Origin of the sequence: Campylobacter sp. (assembly GCF_017646085.1) — a bacterium.
Lineage (GTDB): Bacteria > Campylobacterota > Campylobacteria > Campylobacterales > Campylobacteraceae > Campylobacter.
Genome location: NZ_JAGCNF010000013.1, coordinates 1 through 3,129, shown reverse-complemented (window position 1 = coordinate 3,129; position 3,129 = coordinate 1). Strand labels below are relative to the sequence as shown.

General features: G+C 36.9%; 5 protein-coding genes. 1 reads left to right on the top strand and 4 read right to left on the bottom strand.

Features of this window, described 5'->3' with window-relative positions; translation table 11 throughout:
* Positions 1 to 294: flagellin (locus J6V67_RS00635; protein ID WP_291857243.1), on the top strand; the 294-nt coding region annotated here is incomplete at its 5' end.
* Between the two features lie 220 nt (positions 295 to 514).
* On the opposite strand, the gene J6V67_RS00630 is transcribed toward J6V67_RS00635, so the two are convergent.
* The 4 genes from J6V67_RS00630 to dapF all read right to left on the bottom strand — a co-directional run.
* Positions 515 to 1,276: a UDP-N-acetylmuramate dehydrogenase gene (locus J6V67_RS00630; RefSeq protein ID WP_291857241.1), complete on the bottom strand. Its 762-nt coding sequence runs from the start codon at positions 1,274 to 1,276 to the stop codon at positions 515 to 517.
* Complete coding sequence (gene fliQ / locus J6V67_RS00625; RefSeq protein ID WP_086227385.1) at positions 1,273 to 1,539, bottom strand: flagellar biosynthesis protein FliQ; 267 nt, start codon at positions 1,537 to 1,539, stop codon at positions 1,273 to 1,275. Before fliQ ends, J6V67_RS00630 begins: the two co-directional genes overlap by 4 nt.
* Positions 1,539 to 2,411: an MqnA/MqnD/SBP family protein gene (locus J6V67_RS00620; protein ID WP_291857237.1), complete on the bottom strand. Its 873-nt coding sequence runs from the start codon at positions 2,409 to 2,411 to the stop codon at positions 1,539 to 1,541. The genes fliQ and J6V67_RS00620 overlap by 1 nt, the downstream gene beginning before the upstream one ends.
* A 42-nt stretch (positions 2,412 to 2,453) precedes the next feature.
* The coding region (gene dapF, locus J6V67_RS00615; RefSeq protein ID WP_291857235.1) for a diaminopimelate epimerase at positions 2,454 to 3,129 on the bottom strand (676 nt) is incomplete at its 5' end.

Genomic DNA, 3,129 nt, shown 5'->3' with positions numbered 1-3,129 from the left:
GTAAATACCTATGGTGGTGCTCAAGCTATGATAGATGTAGCTGAAGCAGCTAGAAAAACTCTAGATAAATTAAGAGCTGATCTAGGTTCAGTACAAAACCAATTAGTAGCTACTATAAATAATATTACAGTTACTCAAGTAAATGTAAAATCAGCTGAAAGCCAAATAAGAGATGTAGACTTTGCTAGTGAGAGTGCAAACTTCTCTAAATTTAACATACTAGCTCAAAGTGGAAGCTACGCTATGAGTCAAGCCAACTCAGTACAACAAAATATATTAAGACTACTGCAGTAACTTAATTTAAATCTTTAATAGCTTAAATTACCAAGAGACTAGAAATCTAATCTCTTGGTTTAAATTTACTCGCAATGCTTAGCCATTGCGAGGTTTATATACAATATCAATCTTTTTATATTATCAATTAAAATAGATTTATAAATTATGGTAATTGATAAAATTACTAAATACAAAAATAATACTCTAAATACTACTAAAATATCTAAAGCCATTAATCCTATAAGATCACAACCTCGCAACGCAACTCTATACCAAAAAGCTCAGCTACACGGTTTTTGGCTAAATTTATCAACTCCATTGCATCATTAAAGCTTCCACTGCCATAATTGATTAAAAAATTTGCATGAATTTCACTAAAGCCACATCCGCCGATTCTATAGCCTTTCATTCCAGCAGCCTCCAAAAGTCGCCCGGCATGATCGCCAGTAGGATTGGCAAAGCATGAGCCAAAACTCGCACCTTTTGGCTGATTGGAGCGTTTTTGATTAAGTTTATTGCTTAGAGCTTCATCAAATTCACGTATAATTTCAAAACTAGCCTCAAATATCACCCCATCAATATTTGAGTGGCGGTAGCTAAATCCGCACTTACTAGCTAGTGCTATTCCTTTAGATGTTGTGATATTTAAGAGCAAATTTGCAATCTCATACTCTTTTACTCCAGCATTCATCTTAATCATTCCACCAAGTGTCCCAGGAATCTTTTTAACAAATTCAAAGCCGCCAATATTGTTATCTTTAGTAAATTTATATATTTTTGAGCTTGGAGTTTTAGCGCCAATTTTTAGTACGCCATTTTCTAGTTTGATATAGTCAAATTCGCTTCCTAAAATCCCCATTTTAGGTGGATTTGGCGAGATTAGCAAATTATTTGCTCCGCCAATTATCACCCCATCAAACTCACGCATTTCATCTAGCACTTCTACATCAAAAATCCCGCCAATGCGTACCGAGCTATACTTACTAAAATCAATTTTCATTGGATAAATGTTGGTATCATATTTAAGATTCGCTCAGTAAAATCAATCATTTGCCCCATCATCCACGGCATTAAAAAGATTATTACCACCACAACCAAAATTATCTTTGGTACAAAGCTTAGCGTCATCTCGTTAATCTGTGTAGTAGCTTGAAAAATGCTAATTAGCAAACCAGCTACCAATCCAGCCATAAGCATAGGCAGACTAATCATTAGTGCTAGTTTAAAGGTCTCAACGCCTAGACCGATTAGATCGCCTTGCATTAGCTATTCCTACTATTTAGATACTCAGTTGGTATGAGATTTGGCTGAGATTTGATTAAATTTGAATAAACCCCACTCTCATATCCGATTTCAAAAAGCCTATCTACCGCACGCAGCTGAAGATCGCTCATACTGATAGATTCAGCATTTGCATAAAGCCCTAGATATTTTTGCAAACTTGTATCATCTACACGCACTAGCTTGCGCTCTAGTAGCATAGAGCTTAATATTTTTTTATTATCGTGTGCGATTTGTACGGCCTTTGTCAGTACCGATTCGCACTCTATAGCATCGCTTAGCGGCAGACTGCGTCTAAGGGCCATACCTCCAAGTGGTAATGGCAGACTATCATCGCCTCTAAGTTCACACCAAATATCCCAAATTTCACGCTCTACGCATAGCTCATCACTAAAGCTAAGAATGCTTTCATGAATTAGCACGCCAGCATCAACTTCGCCGCTTAGTACAGCATTTTCGATATCTAAGAAATTCTTATAAACTATCCTAGCCTTTGGATATGCGATTTTAAAAAGTAGAGCATTTGTAGTGTATTGTCCGCTTAGTGCGACTTTGAAATTTGGCTTTAGAGTTGTATGTTTTTTCTTAATTAGTTTTGGGCCATATCCATCGCCAAAGCTTACTGCTGTTCGTAGTAAAGCATAATCCTCGGCTATAAATGGATAAAGAGCAAAACTAATGGCTGTAGCATCAAATTCTCCACGCAAAGCTGCTTGATTAAGCGTCTCTATATCATCAGCTTTAGAGCTAAACTGCAAAATCTCACTACCAACCCAGCCTAAATTTATAGCACTATACATAAAGATATCATCAGCATCTGGTGAGTGAGCTACTCTTATATTTTTCAATTTCATCCTTTGCATTTTGGCTAATTTTACTTAAATTTATCTAAATTTCTAATATATTGCCGTATCAAAAATATGGCTTACTTTTCCACCAAAATGGATAGTCCCTCCATCAAATCTGAGATTTAAAATCTCACCACTTCTTGGCATAACTTCTACTTTATCGTTTAGCCCAAATCGCTCAAATCCAGTAAAAAACGAAGCTGCCATTCCAGTGCCGCAGGCATTTGTCTCATTTTCAACACCACGCTCAAAGGTACGCACTAACAGTCTTTGGCCATCAAATTTGGCATAATTTACATTTGCGTTATATTGTTGGCGCATAGTTTTGCAAATTTCTAGATCAAATTTATCCAAATCATCCACAAAGCTTACTAAATGCGGCACTCCAGTATTATAAAAGTTCCATTCTAATCCCATTTGAGTAAATGGTTCGCTTAACTTTTTTGGCTCGCTTAGAGCGACTTCGACATGGTCTTTTGCAATGGTAGCGCCAATAATTCCAGCACCAGTTTCAAAGGTGCAAACAGCATCGCAAATTTGGTTTTTATATGCATAAAGTGCAGCAGCCCTACTACCGTTGCCACACATTGCTGCTATGCTTCCATCGCTATTGTAAAACTCCCATGCAAAATCACACTGATTATTTGATTGTTTGATAATAATCATTCCATCTGCGCCAACTCCACTAAATCTATCGCAAAGACGCACAGCTAGTGCTGAGCGG

Bases quoted from the DNA above. Each gene is read 5' to 3' on its own strand.
- J6V67_RS00630 (WP_291857241.1), bottom strand. From the start codon at position 1,276: ATGAAAATTGATTTTAGTAAGTATAGCTCGGTACGCATTGGCGGGATT.
- fliQ (WP_086227385.1), bottom strand. From the start codon at position 1,539: ATGCAAGGCGATCTAATCGGTCTAGGCGTTGAGACCTTTAAACTAGCA.
- J6V67_RS00620 (WP_291857237.1), bottom strand. From the start codon at position 2,411: ATGAAATTGAAAAATATAAGAGTAGCTCACTCACCAGATGCTGATGAT.